This is a genomic window from Mycobacterium sp. ABE4_509 (genome assembly GCF_056160785.1).
Genome location: NZ_JBSWXU010000052.1, coordinates 1 through 18,926, shown reverse-complemented (window position 1 = coordinate 18,926; position 18,926 = coordinate 1). Strand labels below are relative to the sequence as shown.

19 protein-coding genes are annotated in these 18,926 nt (G+C 69.5%); 15 read left to right on the top strand and 4 right to left on the bottom strand.

Features of this window, described 5'->3' with window-relative positions:
* Window positions 1-65: 65 nt before the first annotated feature.
* From ACXAID_RS13340 to ACXAID_RS13330, 3 genes are read right to left on the bottom strand one after another with little or no spacing between them, the layout of a single operon-like run.
* Window positions 66-635 (bottom strand): nucleoside/nucleotide kinase family protein, encoded by a 570-nt coding sequence (locus ACXAID_RS13340; protein ID WP_475022698.1) that lies wholly within the window; start codon window positions 633-635, stop codon window positions 66-68.
* A gap of 11 nt (window positions 636-646) precedes the next feature.
* Window positions 647-1,996 (bottom strand): rhodanese-like domain-containing protein, encoded by a 1,350-nt coding sequence (locus tag ACXAID_RS13335; RefSeq protein ID WP_475022697.1) that lies wholly within the window; start codon window positions 1,994-1,996, stop codon window positions 647-649.
* A 48-nt stretch (window positions 1,997-2,044) separates the two neighbouring features.
* Window positions 2,045-2,818: a sulfite exporter TauE/SafE family protein gene (locus ACXAID_RS13330; RefSeq protein ID WP_475022696.1), complete on the bottom strand. Its 774-nt coding sequence runs from the start codon at window positions 2,816-2,818 to the stop codon at window positions 2,045-2,047.
* A gap of 261 nt (window positions 2,819-3,079) precedes the next feature.
* Here ACXAID_RS13330 and ACXAID_RS13325 point away from each other — a divergent pair, with 261 nt between their 5' ends.
* On the top strand, window positions 3,080-3,688 hold the full coding sequence (locus ACXAID_RS13325) for a TetR/AcrR family transcriptional regulator (RefSeq protein ID WP_475022695.1): 609 nt from the start codon (window positions 3,080-3,082) through the stop codon (window positions 3,686-3,688).
* A 127-nt stretch (window positions 3,689-3,815) separates the two neighbouring features.
* On the top strand, window positions 3,816-5,096 hold the full coding sequence (locus tag ACXAID_RS13320; RefSeq protein ID WP_475022694.1) for an NAD(P)-binding domain-containing protein: 1,281 nt from the start codon (window positions 3,816-3,818) through the stop codon (window positions 5,094-5,096).
* A 19-nt stretch (window positions 5,097-5,115) separates the two neighbouring features.
* Here ACXAID_RS13320 and ACXAID_RS13315 read toward each other — a convergent pair whose 3' ends face one another.
* Entirely contained in the window at window positions 5,116-5,955 is an 840-nt protein-coding gene (locus tag ACXAID_RS13315; RefSeq protein ID WP_475022693.1) for an aldo/keto reductase, read from the bottom strand.
* 188 nt (window positions 5,956-6,143) lie between these two features.
* On the opposite strand from ACXAID_RS13315, the gene ACXAID_RS13310 reads away from it, so the two are divergent.
* The 13 genes from ACXAID_RS13310 to smc form a co-directional block, all read left to right on the top strand.
* Entirely contained in the window at window positions 6,144-7,256 is a 1,113-nt protein-coding gene (locus tag ACXAID_RS13310) for an alpha/beta hydrolase (RefSeq protein ID WP_475022692.1), read from the top strand.
* A gap of 21 nt (window positions 7,257-7,277) precedes the next feature.
* Window positions 7,278-8,045 (top strand): DsbA family protein, encoded by a 768-nt coding sequence (locus ACXAID_RS13305; RefSeq protein ID WP_475022691.1) that lies wholly within the window; start codon window positions 7,278-7,280, stop codon window positions 8,043-8,045.
* Window positions 8,042-8,677, top strand: coding sequence for a vitamin K epoxide reductase family protein (locus ACXAID_RS13300; protein WP_475022690.1), 636 nt, complete (start codon window positions 8,042-8,044; stop codon window positions 8,675-8,677). Before ACXAID_RS13305 ends, ACXAID_RS13300 begins: the two co-directional genes overlap by 4 nt.
* A gap of 53 nt (window positions 8,678-8,730) precedes the next feature.
* Window positions 8,731-12,147: a pyruvate carboxylase gene (locus ACXAID_RS13295; RefSeq protein ID WP_475022711.1), complete on the top strand. Its 3,417-nt coding sequence runs from the start codon at window positions 8,731-8,733 to the stop codon at window positions 12,145-12,147.
* The gene (rsmD, locus tag ACXAID_RS13290) at window positions 12,144-12,713 is read left to right on the top strand and encodes a 16S rRNA (guanine(966)-N(2))-methyltransferase RsmD (protein ID WP_475022710.1); all 570 of its coding nucleotides are present in this window, start codon (window positions 12,144-12,146) and stop codon (window positions 12,711-12,713) included. The genes ACXAID_RS13295 and rsmD overlap by 4 nt, the downstream gene beginning before the upstream one ends.
* Window positions 12,714-12,782: 69 nt before the next feature.
* Window positions 12,783-13,265 carry a pantetheine-phosphate adenylyltransferase gene (gene coaD, locus ACXAID_RS13285; RefSeq protein ID WP_475022689.1) on the top strand — a complete coding sequence of 161 codons (483 nt, stop codon included), beginning with the start codon at window positions 12,783-12,785 and terminating at the stop codon, window positions 13,263-13,265.
* Window positions 13,266-13,420: 155 nt separating this feature from the next.
* A complete protein-coding gene (gene sepIVA, locus ACXAID_RS13280) occupies window positions 13,421-14,158 on the top strand; it encodes a cell division protein SepIVA (RefSeq protein ID WP_475022688.1) in 738 nt (245 codons plus the stop codon).
* An 86-nt stretch (window positions 14,159-14,244) separates the two neighbouring features.
* Window positions 14,245-14,835, top strand: a complete 591-nt coding sequence (locus ACXAID_RS13275; protein ID WP_475022687.1) for a YceD family protein — start codon at window positions 14,245-14,247, stop codon at window positions 14,833-14,835.
* Window positions 14,832-15,527 (top strand): ribonuclease III, encoded by a 696-nt coding sequence (gene rnc, locus ACXAID_RS13270; RefSeq protein ID WP_475022686.1) that lies wholly within the window; start codon window positions 14,832-14,834, stop codon window positions 15,525-15,527. The genes ACXAID_RS13275 and rnc overlap by 4 nt, the downstream gene beginning before the upstream one ends.
* Window positions 15,520-16,410 (top strand): bifunctional DNA-formamidopyrimidine glycosylase/DNA-(apurinic or apyrimidinic site) lyase, encoded by an 891-nt coding sequence (mutM, locus tag ACXAID_RS13265; protein WP_475022685.1) that lies wholly within the window; start codon window positions 15,520-15,522, stop codon window positions 16,408-16,410. The genes rnc and mutM overlap by 8 nt, the downstream gene beginning before the upstream one ends.
* Window positions 16,411-16,539: 129 nt before the next feature.
* Window positions 16,540-16,956 (top strand): OsmC family protein, encoded by a 417-nt coding sequence (locus ACXAID_RS13260; RefSeq protein ID WP_475022684.1) that lies wholly within the window; start codon window positions 16,540-16,542, stop codon window positions 16,954-16,956.
* Window positions 16,940-17,224 carry an acylphosphatase gene (locus ACXAID_RS13255; protein WP_475022683.1) on the top strand — a complete coding sequence of 95 codons (285 nt, stop codon included), beginning with the start codon at window positions 16,940-16,942 and terminating at the stop codon, window positions 17,222-17,224. Before ACXAID_RS13260 ends, ACXAID_RS13255 begins: the two co-directional genes overlap by 17 nt.
* A gap of 26 nt (window positions 17,225-17,250) precedes the next feature.
* On the top strand, window positions 17,251-18,926 hold a 1,676-nt coding region (gene smc / locus ACXAID_RS13250), incomplete at its 3' end, for a chromosome segregation protein SMC (protein WP_475022682.1).

Below are 18,926 nucleotides of genomic sequence, written 5' to 3'. Positions count from 1 at the left end.
GCACTCGAGTGTGCACTCCCGTGTGTTTCCGACTTCCCAAGTTAACGCAGGTGGCGCCGGTGGCGCTACGTCGGGTGGTCGGTCGCGGTCAGTGTCCAGGACCGGCCCGCAGCAGATCCGGTTGCGACGTAGTCGGCGGCCGAGCGGGGCGAGTCGCGGGCGATCAGGTCTTCCTCCTGGGCGGCCCATCGGTCCCAATGCGGGCGGAAGGTGTCGCCGTCGCGGCGCAGGGCGCGTCGCTTGCGGGTGTCGTCGGCGCAGTCCACCCAGATGCCGAGGTCGGCGAGCCCGCGATGGGACCCCGCCAGTGCGCCGACCCCTTCGACGATCAGGCGCCGACGGGGGGCGACGGAGTGCCATCCGGCGGGGCGGTCGGTGTGCCAGTCCCACTGTCGCCACCGGCCCGGCCGGCCGCCCGCCCGCGGGGCCAGCAGCGCGGTGCCGAGGTGTTCGACCGCCCAAGCAAGTCCGTCCCAGCCCGGATAGATGTCATCGAGCCGGACCACCGAGCTGTCCTGCCACCGGTGCTGGAGCTGGTCGGCCAGGGTGGACTTTCCCGATCCCGCTCGCCCGTCGATCAGTACGGTGGTCGCGCCGGCCGCGGACAGGCCGGCGGCGAGCTCGTCGAGGGTCACACCGGCGCACCTTAGGGCACCAGTTCGCGCTCGGGGGCATTGTCGAACGAGTCGTCGATCAGCACGACCTCGCGATCGGCCGCCTCGATCAGCGAGCAGGCGATCGATGCCCGGTAGCCGGACCCGCAATGCACCCACACCTGTCCGGCGGGCGCCTCATCCCGGCGGGAGAGCAGTTCGTGCAGCGGGATGTTGACCGCATCTCGCAGGTGGCTGCTGTCGTATTCGGCGGGTTGGCGCACGTCGAGGACGGTGAGGTCGTCGGTGTGCATCGCCGCGGTCAGATCGGCGAACGATGCCACCCGGTAGCCGGCCGGCGTGGTGTCACCGGCCAGGGTCGCGATGTCGCCGGCGGCGGACCCGGTGATGTTGTCGACGCCGATGCGAGCCAATTCGCGTCGCGCATCGAGGATCTGGTCGGGGCTCTCGCCGAGAAGGGTCATCGGCGCGCCCCACCGGTACAGCCAGCCCAGGTAGGTGACGAACTGGGTGGAAAGCTCGAAACCGACTGTGCCGGAGAGATGTCCGGCGGCGAAGGCTTTGCGGTTGCGCAGGTCGACAACCCATTCGCCGGCATCGATGCGGCGGCGCAATTCGGCGGCGTCGACCGGTTCGGGCATCGACAGGTCGACGGGTGCGGGGCCCTCGGAGTTGATCACACCCATGTGGGCGTAGTAGGCGGGATAGGCGCCGAGTCCGGCCAGCAGGTCGTCGACGTAGGTTTGTTCGTCGCTGGTCAGTGCGGGGTTGCTGCGGCGTTCGTCGCCGATCGTGGAGGCGTCTCCGCTGGCCGGGGTGGCCGAGCAGAAGCTGCCGAAGCCGTGGGTCGGGTACACGTCGACGTCGTCGCCGAGCTCGGCGGCCAGCCGGCGCACCGACCGGAACTGCGCGTGGGTGAGCTCGACGGTGTCCGCGTCGCCCAGCAGGTCGGTGCGTCCGGTGGTGCCGTGCAGCATGGAGCCGCCGGTGAACACCGCAGCCGCGGTGCCGGATTCGTCGTCGTGCAGTACATAGCTGACGTGGGTGTGGGTGTGGCCGGGAGTGTGCATCACTGTGAACGTCAGCGGCCCCACTTCGATCGTGTCGCCGTCGGTGACTGCGCGGCGTTCGTAGCTGACGTCGTCACCGGCGGCGACGACGTACTGCGCCCCGACGGTGCGGGAGAGTTCCAGCCCGCCGGTGACGTAGTCGTTGTGGATGTGGGTCTCCAGCACGTGGGTGATCGCGACCCCGCGGTCGCGGGCCAGGTCGAGCACCCTGTCGATGTCGCGCTGCGGGTCGATCACGGCGGCCACACCGTCTGCGCCGACGAGGTAGCTGCGGTCGCCGAGTCCTGATGTCTCGATGATCGTCACGTCCATTTTTCCTCCTCAGATGTTGGGGGACAGTTGTTTTCGTAGAACTTCAGTTCATTGCAGCCAGATCGTGTCGACGAGGACGAAGGTGGCCACGGCGAAGACCAGATAGGCGAACCAGTGTTGGAGCCGCCTGGTGTCCAGGCTGGTGGCCAGCGCTCCGGCGATCAGCGAGCAGATGGTGGCCGTGCCGGCGAACGCGCCGGTGACCGCCCAGTCGATCTGGAGGCCGTGCAGGTGGGAGAGGAAGCCGGCCGCTGAGTTGACCACGATGATCAGCAGCGAGGTTCCCACCGCGATCGACATGTCCACACCCAGTGCGATGACCAGCGCGGGAATGATCAGAAAACCTCCGCCGACGCCGAACAACCCGGTGAGCAGCCCGACAGCGGCGCCGGCCGGGATCGATCGTGGGGCGCAGCGGCGCCAGTCGATGCCGCCTTCGTCGACGTCGCAGGCGGTTCCGGTGCCGGCGGTGTCGCTGAGCATTCGCGCTCCGGCCATCACCATGACCACGGCGAACCCGATCAGTAGCGCGTTCTGGGGCAATCGTGTGCTGATGGCGGTGCCGGCGAAGGTCGCGGGGATGCCTGCGGCGGCGAACACCGCGGCGAGGCGCCATTGGACCTGGCCGGCGCGGACCCGCGGCACCGCGCCCACCGCCGAGGCCAGTCCGACGACGAGCAGCGAGATCGGTATCGCCTGCCGCATGTCCAGGCCGACGGCGTACACCAGTGCCGGAACGGCCAGGATTGAGCCGCCGCCCCCGAGCAACCCCAGCAGTACGCCGATCAGCGCGCCGAAGCTCAGTGCGAACACGATGGTCATGGTGTGGTGGCTTGGCCTTTCGCCGCGCCGTCGACGGTGTCGTGCTGCGTCAAGATCGGCCTCCTCGTTCGGCTGGATTCGCGTCGGCCCTCGTTCAGGCAGTACACCCCACGGGGTATTTCTAAACATAGCCCCGTGGGTATCCGGCGAGTTGCGCGGGGGCGGGGGCGCAGGGTTGCCGTCCGGCGCGGGCCGGAGATGTCGCCCCGTCGAAAGTGTCAGCAATGACAGAGTGTGGGTGTCGATGCCATAGTGAGTGCCATGTCCACCGAGGTCGGCCGGCGCGAAGCGCACAAGATCGCCACCCGGCGGGCGATCCAGGCCGCCGCCGATGCGCTGTTCGACGAGCGGGGCTACGAGCACACGACGGTGCGCGACATCGCCGATGCGGCCGGGGTGACCGAACGCACCTTCTTTCGCTACTTCCCGGTCAAGGAAGGGCTGTTGGTCAAGGACATCGAGGACTGGTTGCCTGTGCTCGGTGAACAAATTCGGCTCCGCCCGGCCGGGGAGGCTCCGCTGGAGGCCGTGGAGCAGGCGTTTTTCGTCGTCGCTGGACGGCTTCGCAGCGCACGGCCGAACCTGACCTGGTTGTTCCACGACGGGCCGCCGGGGCCGAAGCTCGAGAAATCGGCTCCCGGCCTGCTGTTGAGATTCGAGCAGGTGATCGCTGACGCGTTGGAGGACCGCCTGCGCGATGGCGACCCGGCCGGCCCGGACGACCAGTTCGCCTGCCAGGTGCTGGCCCGCTGCGCCGTCGCGGCGTTGCGCAGCGCAGGGCTGCGCAACTGGCAACTGGGCCGGCGCAGCGGCGATCCGGACGAGGCGGAGTTGATCACTCGGGCATTCGAGATCCTCCGCAGGGCCTGACCGGGTGGTGGTGTGCGCTGTGGCACGCACCCGTCGCCCGTATGCGTGATCTCACCAGTGCTAAGCCTGTCTAATTACTTTACGATCGTAAAGGTAGCCAGTGAACGCACCGAGAGGAACTCCGCACATGAGTGTGCAGCCGGAATTCGCCCAACCTGTGTCGGCCGAAGGCGCCGCCTCCGCGCGGGGTGCTGCGCGGGCCGGCGTCATCGGCCTCGGCGTGATCGGTGGCGGAGTTGCGGTCAGCCTGGCTCGCAGCGGCCGCACCCCGGTCGTGTACGACATCGATCCAGCTGCCGCCGAGGGCCTTTCGTACGATGCGGCGATGCTGTCCTCGCCCGCCGAGGTCGCCCGGCGCAGTGACGTGGTGCTGATCGCCGTCGTCGACGTCGCCCAGGTACGCGCCGTCCTTCGCGGCGAGAACGGGGTGTTGGCCGGCGCGAGCCCGGGTTCGATCGTGGTGGTTCTCTCCACCCTCGCCGTCCCCGACATCGCCGAGCTCGCCAGCCTGTGCCAGGAATCTGGTGTGGCACTTGTCGATTGCGGTGTCACCCCGGGGGATCGTGCTGCCGAGAACGGGATGGTCGCGATGGTGGGCGGAGACGACCACACAGTGCGGCGGGTGACCCCGGTGCTGGCCGACTTCGCCAAGTCCGTCGTGCACTGCGGTCCGCTCGGCGCGGGGATGGCCACCAAGATCGCCCGCAACGTGGTGACCTACGGCAGGTGGCGGGTGATGCACGAGGCGGCCGAGATCGCCCGTGCCGCCGGCGTCGACCCGGCCACCCTGCTGTCGGTGATCGATGAAGCGGACCCGGACGCCACGACGATGTCGACGCTGCTGCGCGGGCAGATCGCCGACCCGGACCTGATGAACGAGCACGCCCCACAGATGGCTCGGCTGATGGACAAGGACCTCTCAGCCGCCCAGGAACTGGCTGCCGGCCACGGTCTCGACGTGCCGCTGGTCGATCTCACCCGGACCGTCGGCCCGGACACGCTCGGCCTCGACGAGGAGCCGGCCGACACGGCGCCGCCGACCGAGCGCGCCTCGAGCGGACTGGAGACGATGGCCGCGGTCTACGGTCCGCAGGTGGCCGCGATGATGCCCGATCAGCGCGACGCGACGCTCGACGACACCATCGAGCATCTGTTCGGCGAGATATGGAGCCGCCCCGGACTGTCGATCCGCGACCGGCGGCTGCTGGTCATCGGAGCCACCGCCGCCCTGGGCCGAGCCGACCTGATCGAGGTTCAGGTACGCGGTGCGCTGATCAACGGCGAACTGAGCACCGAGGAGCTCGAAGAACTCGTGCTGATGCTGCACTACTACGTGGGCTGGGGCAACGGGACCGAGGTACAGAAGGGTGTCGCCGCGGCGCTGGACTCCGTGGCGAGCCCCGCCTGATCCGGGGCTCGGCGCCCGGTCAGCTGCCGGTGTAGGTCTCCGGGTCCGGCCGGAACCGGGTGCCGTCGTCCAGGTCGTTGAGTGAGGCCATCTGCTCTTCGGACAGTTCGAAGCCGAACACGTCGAGGTTCGAGGCGATCCGCTCCGGTGCCGACGACCGGGGGATGACCACGTTGCCGAGCTGCAGGCTCCAGCGGATCAGCACCTGGGCCGGAGTACGGCCGTGCGCCTCGGCGACGGCGGTCACCGCCGGGTTGGACAGCAGGTTGCCGACCCCGAGCGGGCCGTAGGCCTCGGTGGTGATGCCGTGCTCGGCGTTGACGGCACGCAACTCGGCCTGGTTGAGCAGCGGGTGCAACTCGATCTGGTTGACCGCCGGGGTGAAGAACGACAGATGGATGAGGTCCTCGAGGTGGTGGGCGTGCGAGTTGCACACGCCGATCGAGCGGGTGTGGCCGTCCTCGCGGGCGCGCATCATCCCGCCCCAGCTGTCCACGTATTTGCCCTGCTCGCCGCCCGGCCAGTGGATGAGGTACAGATCGACGTAGTCCAGCCCCAGCCGATCGAGGCTGCGCCTGATCGCGTCCTGCGACAACTGGAAGCCCTGCTCCTCGGTCGCCAGCTTGGTGGCGACGAACAGCTCGTCACGCGGGACGCCCGACGCGGCGATCGCGCGCCCGACGGCCGCCTCGTTGCCGTAGGCGGCCGCGGTGTCGATCATCCGGTAGCCGATCTCCAGGGCGGCGGACACCGCCTGCTCGGTCTGCGGATCGGACAGTTCGCCCACACCGAGTCCGATCACCGGCATCGTGTTGTCGTCGTTGAGTGTGATGGTGGGGATCGCGGCCGCCGAGGTCATGTCACCTGCCCTGCTGAAGTGGATGCTCGTTGGTCGGCGCTTCCGGGGTTGTCACGTGCCCTTTTCTCCGGAGTCACCGAATTTCGCCGTTGACTATATGGCCGGCGCCGATTGCCGCCTAATCGCTGCCGAGGTGCCCCGCGTCGCCCGGCACCGCCGGTAGGGTCTGGCCAGACGATGGAGCAGACATGACGCAGACGAGCACCGCGCCGACGCGGCGCCCCGGGATCCGCACCGCAGATGTGGTCGCCAACAAGCTGGCGGGGGTGACGTTGCGCTCGCTGCCGCACGTGCCCGACGCGGTGAAACGGCTGCTGCTCGGCGGACGCTCGATCACCGTCGACGGCAACACCCTCGACGTGACCCTGCAACTCATGCTCGCCGGACAGCGGGCCATGGGCATCGACGGGCTGGTCGCCGACGACGATCCCACGGTGTCGCGCAGCCAACTGGATCTGCTCGCGGCGAGTTTCGCCCAGCGGCCACCGGTGGCGGCGGTCACCGACATCACCGTCACCGGAGCGGCCGGTGCGATCGCCGCCCGGCACTACCGCGCGGCCGAGGCCGACGCCCCGCTGCTGGTCTTCTACCACGGGGGCGGGCACGTGATCGGCAGCCTCGACAGTCACGACGACCTATGCCGTGAGATCTGCCGGACCGGTGCGGTTCACGTGCTGTCGGTCGACTACCGGCTGGCGCCCGAACACCCGGCGCCCGCCGGCGCCGAGGACGCCTACGCGGCATACCGGTGGGCCTGTGAGCACGCCGCCGACCTCGGCGCCGACCCGCACCGGATCGCCGTCGGCGGCGACAGCGCCGGAGCGCACCTGGCCGCGCTCGTCTCGCTGCAGGCCCGCGACGACGGACAACAGCTGCCGGCGCTGCAGCTGCTGGTGTACCCGGTGGTCAACTACGACAGTCAGACGCGGTCGAAGACCCTGTTCGCCCGAGACTTCTTCCTCACCCGCCGCGACCTGGACTGGTTCCGTGCCCACTACCTCGGCGCCTCCGGGTTGGCGGCCGATGATCCGCGGGTGTCGCCGCTGCTGGCCGGCGACCTGTCGGGGTTGCCGCCCGCACTGCTCGTCACCGCGGGTTTCGATCCACTGCGCGACGAGGGGCGCCAGTACGCCGCGGCGCTGCGGGCCGCCGGAACACCCGTCGACCACCGCGAGTACGGCCAGGTGGTGCACGGGTTCGCCAACTTCTTCCCGCTCGGCGGGGCGAGCGCCACCGCCACCGCCGATTTCATCTCGGCGATGCGCGCGCATTTGACACCCGCGCCGGCCAACCGCCGCTGAGCCCGCCGGTACGCTGTTCCCGTGGCCTCCAAACCCAAGAAGAACGCGCGTTACGACCTGAAGGCAGCCGACCGTAAGCGCAACCTGTTCGTCCAGATCGGCTTGACCTCGGTAGTGGTGCTGTTCGCGGCCGCCCTCATCCTCTACATCATGATGTCGGCCGAAGACAAGCCGACCGCCGGTGAGACCAAGTCGGTCCGCGTCGCGTCCAACAGTGTGATCACCAAGGACGGCACCGACGAGCCCAAGGCGGTCATCTCGCTCTACGAGGACGCGCTGTGCCCGCACTGCGGCACACTCGAGCAGCAGTTCGGGCCGACGCTGACCAACCTGATCGACTCGGGTGCCGCAGCCGTCGACTACTACATGGTCGGCATCCTGGACCGGCCCCAGAACGACAACTATCCGTCCCGGGCCGGGGGCGCCGCCTACTGCGTCGCCGACGACTCGGTGGACGCGTTCAAGCGTTTCCACGCCGCGTTGTACGCCCAGCAACCGAGTGAGCTGGCCACCGGCTTCCCGGACAACAGCCAGCTGGTCGAACTGGCGCGCCAGGCCGGCGCCTCGGGCACCGTCCCGGAGTGCATCGAGAAGGGCACCTACGTCGACATGGTCGCCGGGATGGCGGCGGCCGCCGGCATCAAGAGCACGCCGACCATGAAGATCAACGGCGAGGACTACCAGTACAGCACCCCGCAGGCGCTGGTCACCAAGATCGAGGAGATCGTCGGTGACGTGCCCGGTCTCGAGGCGGCGCCCCCCGCGCCGGCGCCGGCGCCGGCATCATGACCGTCGCCTCGGCCGACCCGGTCGAGCAGCGGGGCCCGTCGGGTGACGGGCAGCCCGGGCTCGCGGTGCCGCGGGCCAGCGCGGTCTGGGTGCTTCTCGCCGGGGTGCTGGGGCTGGCCGCGTCGCTGACCCTGACCGTCGAGAAGATCGAACTGCTGATCAACCCCGACTACGTGCCGACCTGCAGCATCAACCCGGTGCTGTCGTGCGGGTCGGTGATGATCACCCCGCAGGCGTCGCTGTTCGGTTTCCCGAACCCACTGATCGGCATCGTCTCCTTCAGCGTCGTGCTGGTCACCGGGGTGCTGGCGGTGGCCGATGTGCGGATGCCGCGGTGGTACTGGGCCGGGCTGGCGGTGGGAACGCTGGCCGGAGCCGTGTTCGTGCACTGGCTGATCTTCCAGAGCCTGTACCGCATCGGTGCGCTGTGCCCGTACTGCATGGTGGTGTGGGCGGTGACGATCCCGCTGCTGGTCGTCGTCGCCAGCATCGTGCTGGCGCCCCAGAACAGCGGCTCAGTCCTGGTCAGGGCGCTGCACACGTGGCGATGGTCGATCGTGACGCTGTGGTTCGCCGCGGTCGTCCTGCTGATTCTGGTGCGTTTCTGGAACTATTGGTCAACCCTTCTCTGACTGGGGCGCCGCCGCGGCGGTTAGGGTGAACCGTGGCCGGTCAGAACCCTCGGATCTCCAAAGTCCTGGTAGCCAATCGCGGCGAGATCGCGATCCGTGCGTTTCGCGCCGCCTACGAGATGGGCATCGCCACCGTCGCGGTGTACCCCTATGAGGACCGCAACTCGCTGCACCGGCTGAAGGCCGACGAGTCGTATCAGATCGGCGAGACGGGCCATCCGGTGCGGGCGTATCTGTCGGTCGACGAGATCATGCGGGTGGCGCTCGAAGCCGGCTGCGATGCGGTGTATCCGGGTTACGGGTTCCTGTCGGAGAACCCCGAGCTGGCCGCGGCGTGCGCGGCGGCGGGTATCACGTTCGTCGGTCCCAGCGCCGAGGTGCTGGAACTGACCGGCAACAAGGCCCGTGCGATCGCCGCGGCGCGGACGGCGGGTCTGCCGGTGCTGGCGTCCTCGGAGCCCTCGGCGTCGGTGAGCGAGCTGGTGGCCGCCGCCGAGACCATGGAGTTCCCGCTGTTCGTCAAGGCGGTGTCCGGTGGCGGTGGGCGCGGTATGCGCCGGGTGGCCGACCGCGATGCGCTGCCCGAGGCGGTGGAGGCGGCCAGTCGCGAGGCCGAGTCGGCGTTCGGCGACCCGACCGTCTACCTCGAGCAGGCGGTGGTCAACCCCCGCCACATCGAGGTCCAGATCCTCGCCGACACCGGCGGCAATGTGATGCACCTGTTCGAGCGGGATTGCAGCGTGCAGCGCCGTCACCAGAAGGTCATCGAGCTGGCGCCGGCGCCGAACCTGTCGGCGCAGTTGCGGGAGAAGATCTGCGACGACGCGGTGGCCTTCGCCCGTCAGATCGACTACACGTGCGCGGGAACGGTGGAGTTCCTGCTCGACGAACGCGGACATCACGTGTTCATCGAGTGCAACCCGCGCATCCAGGTGGAGCACACCGTCACCGAGGAGATCACCGATGTCGACCTGGTCTCCAGCCAGCTGCGTATCGCGTCGGGGGAGAGTCTGCCGGACCTGGGTCTGAGCCAGCAGGATCTGGTGATTCGGGGAGCGGCGATGCAGTGCCGGATCACCACCGAGGATCCGGCCAACGGCTTTCGGCCCGACACCGGCCGGATCACCGCCTACCGGTCCCCGGGCGGGGCGGGAATCCGGTTGGACGGCGGCGCGGTGCTGGGTGCGGAGATCGGCGCGCACTTCGACTCGATGCTGGTCAAGCTCACCTGCCGGGGGCGGGACTTCGCCACCGCGGTGGCCCGCGCGCACCGCGCCCTGGCCGAGTTCCGGGTCCGCGGCGTGTCGACGAACATTCCGTTCCTGCAGGCGGTCATCGACGATCCGGACTTCCGGGCGGGGCGGATCACCACGTCGTTCATCGATGAGCGGCCGTACCTGCTGACGGCGCGCTCACCGGCGGACCGGGGCACCAAGATCCTGAACTATCTGGCCGGTGTGACGGTCAACCAGCCGCACGGTCCGCGGCCGTCGACGGTGTACCCGCACGACAAGCTGCCCCAGATCGACCTGGAGTCGATGCCGCCGCGCGGCAGCAAGCATCTGCTGGCCGAGGTGGGCCCAGAGGCGTTCGCGCGCTGGATGCGGGAGTCGAAGTCGGTCGGGGTCACCGACACCACGTTCCGCGACGCGCATCAGTCGTTGCTGGCCACCCGGATCCGCACGTCGAGCCTGTTGATGGCGGCGCCCTACATCGCGCGGATGACCCCGCAGCTGTTGTCCATCGAATGCTGGGGCGGGGCGACCTACGACGTGGCGCTGCGGTTCCTCAAGGAGGATCCGTGGGAGCGGCTGGCGGCGCTGCGTGAGGCCATCCCCAACATCTGCCTGCAGATGCTGCTGCGCGGGCGCAACACGGTGGGCTACACGCCGTATCCGGAGTCGGTGACCCACGCGTTCATCCAGGAGGCGACGGCCACCGGGGTCGACATCTACCGCATCTTCGACGCGCTGAACAACGTCGAGTCGATGCGCCCGGCCATCGATGCGGTGCGCGAGACGGGCACCGCGGTGGCCGAGGTGGCGATGTCCTACACCGGCGATCTGTCCGACCCGGGCGAGAACCTCTACACCCTGGACTACTACCTCAAGCTGGCCGAGCAGATCGTCGACGCCGGCGCGCACGTGCTGGCGATCAAGGACATGGCGGGTCTGCTGCGTCCGCAGGCGGCGGCCATGCTGGTCGGCGCGCTGCGCAGCCGGTTCGACCTGCCGGTGCACGTGCACACCCACGACACTCCGGGTGGGCAGCTGGCCACCTACCTGGCGGCCTGGCAGGCCGGCGCCAGCGCGGTCGACGGGGCGGCGGCGTCGCTGGCCGGCACGACCAGTCAGCCGGCGCTGAGTTCGATCGTGGCGGCCACCGCGCACACCGAATACGACTCGGGGCTCTCGTTGTCGGCGGTGTGCGATCTGGAGCCGTACTGGGAGGCGCTGCGAAAGGTCTACGCGCCGTTCGAATCCGGCCTGCCCGCACCGACCGGGCGGGTGTATCACCATGAGATTCCCGGTGGCCAGCTGTCGAACCTGCGTCAGCAGGCGATCGCGCTGGGTCTGGGCGACCGCTTCGAAGAGGTCGAGACGGCCTACGCCGGCGCCGACCGCATCCTGGGCCGGCTGGTCAAGGTGACGCCGTCGTCGAAGGTGGTCGGTGACCTGGCGCTGGCCCTGGTCGGGGCGGGGATCAGCGCAGACGAGTTCGCCGCCGACCCTGCGCGATTCGACATTCCCGACTCGGTGATCGGGTTCCTGCGCGGGGAGCTGGGGGATCCGCCGGGTGGCTGGCCCGAGCCGCTGCGCACCAAGGCGTTGGCCGGGCGCGCGCCGGCCAAGCCGGCCGCCGAGCTGACCGCCGAGGACACCGCGGTGCTCGCGCAGGAAGGTGCGGCCCGTCAAGCAGTGCTGAACCGGTTGTTGTTCCCCGGGCCGACCAAGGAGTTCGAGGCCCACCGCGAGCTCTACGGGGACACCTCGAGTCTGTCGGCCAACCAGTTCTTCTACGGCCTGCGCCACGGTGACGAACACCGCGTCACCCTGGAGAAGGGCGTCCAGCTGCTCATCGGCCTGGAGGCGATCTCCGATCCCGACGAGCGCGGCATGCGCACCGTCATGTGCATCCTCAACGGCCAGCTGCGCCCCGTGGTGGTCCGGGACCGCAGCGTCGCCAGCGACATTCCCGTCGCCGAGAAGGCCGATCGCACCAACCCCGACCACGTCGCCGCACCGTTCGCCGGGGTGGTCACCGTCAGCGTCGCCGAGGGCGACACCGTCGATGCCGGCCAGACGATCGCCACCATCGAGGCGATGAAGATGGAGGCCGCCATCACCGCCCCCAAGGCCGGCACCGTCTCCCGGGTCGCCGTGTCGGCCACCGCCCAGGTCGAGGGCGGGGATCTGCTGGTGGTGGTCGGTTCGGCGGGCAGGAGCGAAGCGACCGGGGAATCAACCTGACCCGTATCGTCGCCGGCAGCCTGGGCGGGCGCCGGATCACGGTGCCGCAGCAGCGGTCCGGATCGGGCACCCGGCCCACCACGGACCGGGTCCGCGAGTCGCTGTTCAACGTGTTGTCGGCGCGCATCGACTTCGCCTCCATCGCGGTCCTCGATCTCTACGCGGGGTCGGGGGCGCTGGGTCTGGAGGCGCTGTCGCGGGGAGCTGGGTCGGTGCTCTTCGTCGAGTCCGATCCGCGGGCCGCCGCGGTCGTCGAACGCAACATCGCCACGCTCGGGGTGCAGCGGGCCGCGGCGGTGCGCCGCGGATCCGTTGCCGCGGTGCTGGCGTCCGGCGCGTCGACGCCCGTGGAGCTGGTGCTGGCCGACCCGCCGTACGGGGTCGGCGATGCCGAGGTGCTCGACATGCTCGACACGCTCGGCACGGCCGGCTGGGTGGTGCCGGGCAGCGTCGCGGTGATCGAGCGCCCCGCGTCCGGACACGAGATCGACTGGCCGCCAGGCTGGTCGCCGTGGCGAGCCCGCCGGTACGGCGACACCCGCATCGAGCTGGCCGAACGGGACTGACCGCGGCCCCTTGCCGGCGCCGATCGCGAGTGCTCGGGAGTCGAATGCCGCCTGCTACGGTCGGAATCCATGAGTGGTGCGGTGTGTCCGGGATCCTTCGATCCGGTGACCCTGGGTCATGTCGACATCTTCGAGCGGGCGGCGGCCCAGTTCGACGAGGTTGTCGTGGCGATTCTGGTGAACCCCAACAAAAAGGGCATGTTCAGCCTCGACGAGCGCATCGCGTTGATCGAGGAGTCCACCACGCATCTGCCGAACCTGCGTGTCGAGACGGGGCAGGGGCTCGTCGTCGACTTCGTCAAGGCCCGCGGGTTGACGGCCATCGTCAAGGGTCTGCGCACCGGCACCGATTTCGAGTACGAGCTGCAGATGGCCCAGATGAACAAGCACATCGCCGGCGTCGACACGTTCTTCGTCGCGACCACCCCCAGCTACTCGTTCGTCTCGTCGTCGCTGGCCAAGGAAGTGGCGTCGCTCGGTGGTGACGTCAGCGAGCTGTTGCCGGCCCCGGTCAACGCCCGGCTGCAGGCCAAGCTCGCCGAACGGGCGTGATCGCTGCGGGCCGCAGGACCGCGGCGCGCCCGGTGAGTTGACATAATCGGGTGTTCACGAGCTTTTCACAACGACACACCGGCGCCGGTAGCCCAGTCGCAGACGTAACACCAGGCACACTGGTCACTGTCAACTACGCCTGAAGGGGTGTCGCCGTGTACCGAGTTTTTGAAGCGCTCGACGAACTGGGAGCGATTGTCGAAGAGGCCCGCGGCGTGCCGATGACGGCCGGCTGCGTGGTACCGCGCGGCGACGTGCTCGAGTTGCTCGACGACATCAAAGACGCGATTCCCGGGGAGCTCGACGACGCCCAGGATGTGCTCGACGCGCGCGACGGGTTGCTGCGCGAAGCCAAGGAGCACGCGGAGTCCACCGTGTCGACGGCCAATGCCGAGGCCGACTCGATGGTCAACCACGCCCGCACCGAGGCCGACAGACTGCTCGCCGAGGCCAAGGCGCAGGCCGACCGGATGGTCGCCGAGGCGCGGCAGCACAGCGAACGCATGGTGGCCGAGGCCCGCGAAGAGTCCGCCCGGATCGCCGCGGCTGCCAAGCGGGAGTACGAGGCCAGCACCGGGCGGGCCAAGTCGGAGGCCGACCGGCTCATCGAGAGCGGCAACCTGGCCTACGAGAAGGCCGTTCAAGAAGGCATCAAGGAACAGCAGCGGTTGGTCTCGCAGACCGAGATCGTCGCGACCGCCAACGGCGAGGCGAGCCGGATGATCGACTCCGCCCACGCCGAGGCCGACCGGCTGCGCGGCGAATGTGACATCTACGTCGACAGCAAACTCGCCGAGTTCGAGGACTTCCTCAACGGGACGTTGCGTTCGGTGGGTCGTGGGCGGCACCAGCTGCGCACCGCCGCCGGAACCCACGACTACGCGTCCCGCTGACCGGCCCCGGGGACTGCGCGGGGCTTGCGCGGGGCTGCGCCGAACACGCTGACAGTTAGCTGGCTTTCGGCCCGTACGATACGTCCATGGCGACGCATGCGAACGCAGCGGCGCACCGAGGTCCGCGGTCTGCGCTGGTGATCGACATTTCCCGGCTCGGTAGGCGGCCGGGCTCGATGATCACCGTCGACACCACGGTGGCCAGCCCGTCGCGCATCGGCGTGGAGCTGATCGCCGTCGACGAAGGTGCGCCCCTGAACCTGGATCTGCGACTGGAATCGGTCTCGGAGGGGGTGCTGGTCACCGGGACGGTGTCCGCGCCGACCGTGGGGGAGTGCGCGCGCTGTCTGACCGCGATCACCGGTGAGGTCGACATCGACCTCACCGAGTTGTTCGCCTACCCCGACAGTGCGACCGACGAGACCACCGAGGCCGACGAGGTGGCCCGGGTCAGCCGGTCTCGCGGGTCCGAAACCGTCGATCTCGAGCAGCCGATCGTCGACGCCATCGGACTGGCCCTGCCGTTCTCACCGGTCTGCCGCCCCGACTGCGCCGGGCTCTGTCCGGATTGCGGGGTCGCGCTGGCCTCCGCCGAACGCGGGCACGGGCACGAGAAGATCGATCCCCGCTGGGCCAAGCTGGCCGAACTCCGTGACCAGACCGGCGAGCAGCGGTGACGGTCGACCGCGAGCCGCTGCTGCACGCGCTCGGCGTCGAGCTCCCCGAGGAGCTGCTGACCATGGCACTGACCCACCGCAGCTACTCCTACGAGAACGGCGGCCTGCCCACCAACGAGCGTCTCGAGTTCCTCGGCGACGCCGTGCTCGGGCTGACCATCACCGAGGAGCTCTACCACCGCCATCCGCAACGCTCGGAGGGTGATCTGGCCAAACTGCGGGCCAGCATCGTCAACACCCAGGCGCTCGCCGATGTCGGCCGCCAGCTCTGCGCCGGCGGCCTGGGCTCCTACCTGCTGCTGGGCAAGGGGGAGGAGAGCTCGGGTGGCGCAGACAAGTCCAGCATCCTCGCCGACGGGGTCGAATCCCTCTTGGGCGCAGTGTATGTCGAGCATGGTGGCGCGATCGCGCGGAAGGTGATCCTGCGGCTGTTCGGCGATCTGCTCGACACCGCCCCCACGCTGGGCGCCGGCCTGGACTGGAAGAGCAGCCTGCAGGAGCTGACCGCCTCGCGAAGTCTGGGGGCGCCGACCTATCTGGTGACGTCGACCGGGCCGGACCACGACAAGGAGTTCACCGCGGTGGTGGTGATCGCCGGGGTGGAGTACGGCACCGGGGTGGGCCGCACCAAGAAGGAGGCTGAACTGCGCGCCGCGGCCGCGGCGTGGAACGCCCTGAACCCGGATGCCTGAACTCCCCGAGGTCGAAGTCGTGCGCCGCGGCCTGGCCGCCCATGTCGCCGACAGGACGATCACCGCGGTCCGGGTGCACCACTCTCGCGCGGTGCGCCGTCACGTCGCCGGTGCCGCCGACCTGACCGCACGCCTGCTCGGCACCCGGATCACCGGCACGGGCCGGCGGGGGAAATATCTGTGGCTGACGCTGTGCGAGGAGTCCGACGAGCCGGCTGGGGAAGGTCCGGGGAGCACCGCGCTGGTCGTCCATCTCGGCATGAGCGGGCAGATGCTGCTGGGGCCGGTCGCCAACGAGGCCCACCTGCGCATCGCGGTGCTGCTCGACGACGGCACCGCGCTGAGCTTCGTCGATCAGCGCACGTTCGGCGGCTGGATGCTCGCCGATCTGGTGAGCGTGGACGGTGCCGAGGTTCCCGAGCCGGTCGCGCACATCGCCCGCGATCCGCTCGATCCGGGCTTCGACCGCGACTCCGTGGTGAAGGTGTTGCGGCAGAAGAACTCCGAGATCAAGCGCCAGCTGCTGGACCAGAGCGTGGTCTCCGGGATCGGGAACATCTACGCCGACGAGGCGCTGTGGCGCGCCAAGATCAACGGTGCCCGGCTGGCCTCGGGGCTGTCCCGGCGGGCGCTGGGGGAGCTGCTCGATGCCGCGGCAGCGGTGATGACCGACGCCCTGGGCCAGGGCGGTACGTCCTTCGATTCGCTCTACGTCAACGTCAACGGCGAGTCCGGCTATTTCGACCGGTCGCTGGACGCCTACGGCCGGGACGGTCAGCCGTGCCGGCGGTGCGGGGCGGTGATGCGCCGGGACAAGTTCATGAACCGTTCGTCGTTCTACTGCCCCCGCTGCCAGCCCCGCCCCCGGACGCGCCGCCCCTGATCTCGCCGAAACGGCATTCCGGCAGGTTCGCACTCGCGCTTCGGCTTCAACTCGCGCTTCGGCTGCTGGAATGCCTGTTCGGCGGGGCATGGGCGCGACGCTGTGGAAAGAGCGTTGTAGAAAAGAGCCATGACCGATCTATGGGTGGAGCGCACCGGGGTGCGCCGCTACACCGGCCGAAGCACGCGCGGCGCCGAGGTGTTCATCGGCTCCGAGGACGTCGAGGGGGTCTTCACACCGGGCGAGTTGCTCAAGATCGCGCTGGCCGGGTGCAGCGGGCTGTCCAGTGATCAGCCGCTGCGCCGCCGCCTCGGGGACGATTACCAGGCCACCATCCGGGTATCCGGGCCAGCGGACCGCGAGCAGGAGCGGTATCCGCTGCTGGAGGAATCGCTGGAGGTCGACCTGTCCGGGCTGTCCGCAGACGAGCTCACCCGGCTGCTCACTGTCGTGGAGCGTGCCATCGACCAGGTGTGCACAGTGGGACGGACGTTAAAGTCTGGGGCTGAAGTGAAATTTGAGGTGAAAGATGTTGGGGGAGAATGACGTCCGGCTGACCGCCTGGGTGCACGGCATGGTCCAGGGGGTGGGTTTCCGCTGGTGGACGCGCTCGCGGGCCCTGGAACTGGGGCTCACCGGCTACGCGGCCAACAAGCCCGACGGCCGGGTCCAGGTGGTCGCCCAGGGCCCCCGCCGAGCCTGTGAACAGCTGCTCAGCGCCCTCGAGGGGCCGAAAACCCCCGGCCAGGTCGACAAGGTGATCGCGGACTGGTCCGAACCGGCCGACGCGTTCAACGGCTTCACCGAGCGCTGAGGTTCCCGGCGGTAGGGTGACTCGTCATGCATCTGAAGAGTCTGACGCTGAAGGGCTTCAAGTCCTTCGCCTCGCCGACGACTCTGCGGTTCGAACCCGGCATCACCTGCGTCGTCGGCCCCAACGGATCGGGCAAGTCCAACGTCGTCGACGCGCTGACCTGGGTGATGGGTGAGCAGGGCGCCAAGACGCTGCGGGGCGGCAAGATGGAGGACGTCATCTTCGCCGGCACCTCCTCGCGGGCCCCGCTCGGCCGCGCCGAGGTGACGCTGACGATCGACAACTCCGACAACGCACTGCCGATCGACTACTCGGAGGTCTCGATCACCCGGCGGATGTTCCGCGACGGAGCCGGCGAGTACGAGATCAACGGCAGCAGTTGCCGTTTGATGGACGTCCAGGAGCTGCTCAGCGATTCGGGCATCGGCCGCGAGATGCACGTCATCGTCGGTCAGGGCAAGCTGGCCGAGATTCTCGAGTCCCGGCCCGAGGACCGGCGGGCGTTCATCGAGGAGGCCGCGGGGGTGCTCAAGCACCGCAAACGCCGAGAGAAGGCCGTCCGCAAGCTCGACTCCATGCAGGCCAACCTGGCGCGGCTGACCGACCTGACCACCGAGCTGCGCCGTCAGCTCAAGCCGTTGGGCAGGCAGGCCGAGATGGCGCGGCGCGCGGCGACCATCCAGGCCGACCTTCGCGACGCACGGTTGCGGCTGGCCGCCGACGACCTGGTCACCCGCAAGGAGGAGTTCGACAACACCAATCAGACCGAGACGACGCTGCGCCGCGAGCACGACGAGCTCACTCAGCGGCTCGAAGCCGCATCCGCGGAACTGGAGGCCCACGAAGGTGCCGTCGGCGACCTCAGCGAGCGGGCCGAGGCCGCCCAGCAGCGCTGGTTCCGGCTCTCGGCGCTGGCCGAGCGGGTCAGCGCGACCGTGCGGATCGCCCGGGAGCGCGCCCAGCATCTCGACGCCGAGCCCGAGCACTCCGGCGGGCCCGACCCGGACGAACTCGAGGCGCAGGCCGACGAGGTCGCCGCACAGGAACGCCAGCTGCTCGAGGAACTGTCCGAGTCGCAGGAACGCCTCGAGGCCGCACGTGCCGAGCTCGCCGAGCGGGAGCACGCCGCCGCCGAGGCCGAGCGTGCCCACCTCGCCGCCGCGCGCGCCGAGGCCGACCGCCGCGAGGGGCTGGCCCGGCTTTCCGGTCAGGTCGACACGATGCGCACCCGGGTCGACTCGATCGACGAGACGGTGGCCCGGCTGACCGTGGGAATCGACGAGGCCGCCACTCGCGCCCAGCAGACGCAGGCCGAGTTCGAGATGGTGCAGGGCCGCGTCGGTGAACTCGACGCCGGCGAGGTCGGTCTGGACGAACACCACGATCGCACCGTGACCGCGCTGCGGCTGGCCGACGAACGGGTCACCGAGCTGCAGGCCGCCGAGCGGGCCGCCGAACGCCAGGTGGCCTCGCTGCAAGCCCGCATCGACGCGCTCTCGGTCGGCCTGGACCGCCGGGACGGTGCCGCCTGGCTGCAGGAAAACCGCAGCGGCACCGGGCTTCTCGGTTCGATTGCGGATCTGGTGAAGGTCCGGCCCGGGCACGAGACCGCGGTGGCCGCGGTTCTCGGTGCGGCCGCCGATGCCCTGGCCGCGGAGAACTCGCGGGCGGCCCGCGACGCGGTCGCGGCACTCAAGGAGGC